2 protein-coding genes are annotated in these 1461 nt (G+C 72.0%); both read right to left on the reverse strand.

The features are described 5' to 3' along the window. Positions 1-59: 59 nt before the first annotated feature. Entirely contained in the window at positions 60-656 is a 597-nt protein-coding gene (locus AC5P09_RS49075; RefSeq protein ID WP_493880168.1) for a bifunctional DNA primase/polymerase, read from the reverse strand. A 174-nt stretch (positions 657-830) separates the two neighbouring features. Then, on the reverse strand, positions 831-1196 hold the full coding sequence (locus AC5P09_RS49080; RefSeq protein ID WP_493880169.1) for a DUF8844 domain-containing protein: 366 nt from the start codon (positions 1194-1196) through the stop codon (positions 831-833). Positions 1197-1461 lie beyond the last annotated feature (265 nt).

Here is a 1461-nt window from a genome sequence, read left to right on the forward strand (position 1 = left end):
CGCCAGGGACTCGAACCCCGGACCCGCTGATTAAGAGTCAGCTGCTCTAACCAACTGAGCTAGCGGCGCCTGCTGACGTCGTAGACCTTAGCATCCTGTTCGGCCGGGGGAAAAATCGATATCCGCACGGCCGCGCGGGCCGCCCGTACGGCCGCCCAGAGCAGCACCTCGGGGCCCGGCAGCCAGGGACGACGGGTGTCCGGGGCGACCAGCCAGCGGCAGCCGGACGGAGCGCCGGAGACGGCGGCGCCCATCGGTGCGGGGACGGTCACCGCGTCGCCGGTGCCGTGGCACAGCAGCGGTGGAATGGCCTTCGTACGCCCGAACTCCTCCCAGTGCAGCAGCGCGGGCAGCCGCTGTGCCGTGCCGGGCGTGGCGAACAGCAGCATCCGGCCCCGGAACGCCGCGACCGGCCCCGACCCCGGGCCCTCGTCCCAGAGCCGGTCGAGCATCCGGCGCCCGAAGATCGCGGGCGCGCCGACGACGTCGAAGGCGGTGCCGCAGGGAAGGACGACCGGGGCGTCGGGGTGCTCGTCCCAGAGCGCGAGGGTGCTGCGCGGATACGCTCCCGCCGAGGCGAGCCAGGCGGCTCCGTCCGGGGTGACCCCCGAGACGTCGAAGCGGTCGGAGACGGTCTCTTCGCGTGTGCTGCTCATGCCGTCAACATCTACCGGCGGTGAGCGTTCCCTCTCCGAGGGTTGCCGGAAACCGGGACGTGACGGGGTGAGAGGGAGTATCTTGCCCGCCTGGCATATGCCGGGCAGCGTATGCGGTTCACATGACTCCCACTGCTCTCACAGGGTCCAGGTGGCTCACAGGACTCACGCGAGTCACACCGGGTCGGCGTGCCCCGGCCCCTCGGCGCCCCGCAGCAGATCCCGGCCGAACTCGACCATCTTCTTCGCGTAGTCCTCGGTCCACTCGGCGCGCGCCGCGATGTCCGCCGGCGTCAGCCGGTCGAAGCGGCGCGGGTCGGCCAGCTGGGCCGCCGCCATCGCCTGGAACTCCACGGCACGGTCGGTCGCCGCACGGAACGCGTGCGTCAGCTCCGTGGCACGGGCGAGCAGGGCGCGGGGGTCGTCGATCGACTCCAGATCGAAGAAGTGCTCCGGGTCCTCGGCGACCTGCGCGGGCTCGAAGAGCAAGGGCGCGGGGCGTAGCCGCGGTTCGTTCCGACGCGGCGTGGGCTCCGCCATGTCTTCTCCTCCTCGTACGTCACGGATGACCCGTCGGTGAGTGGGCCACCGTCCATTGTCCCGCGCCCGCGCAAGAGGGCCGGATGCCTCCGGCGGCGGCCCGGGTCACTCCGGCGATATCAAGGCCTCCGGGCCACGCGATGTTCCCTGAGCCGGTCACGGTCGCCGGGCCGCCCGAAGTCCCCCGGGCCGGTCACGGTCGCCAGGCCACCTTGTGTTCGGCCAGGTGTGCCAGCACCGTGTGGTTGGCCTCCCAGCCGTCCGG

The organism is Streptomyces sp. a15, from assembly GCF_059026085.1.

Bases quoted from the DNA above. Each gene is read 5' to 3' on its own strand.
- AC5P09_RS49075 (WP_493880168.1), bottom strand. From the start codon at position 656: ATGAGCAGCACACGCGAAGAGACCGTCTCCGACCGCTTCGACGTCTCG.
- AC5P09_RS49080 (WP_493880169.1), bottom strand. From the start codon at position 1,196: ATGGCGGAGCCCACGCCGCGTCGGAACGAACCGCGGCTACGCCCCGCG.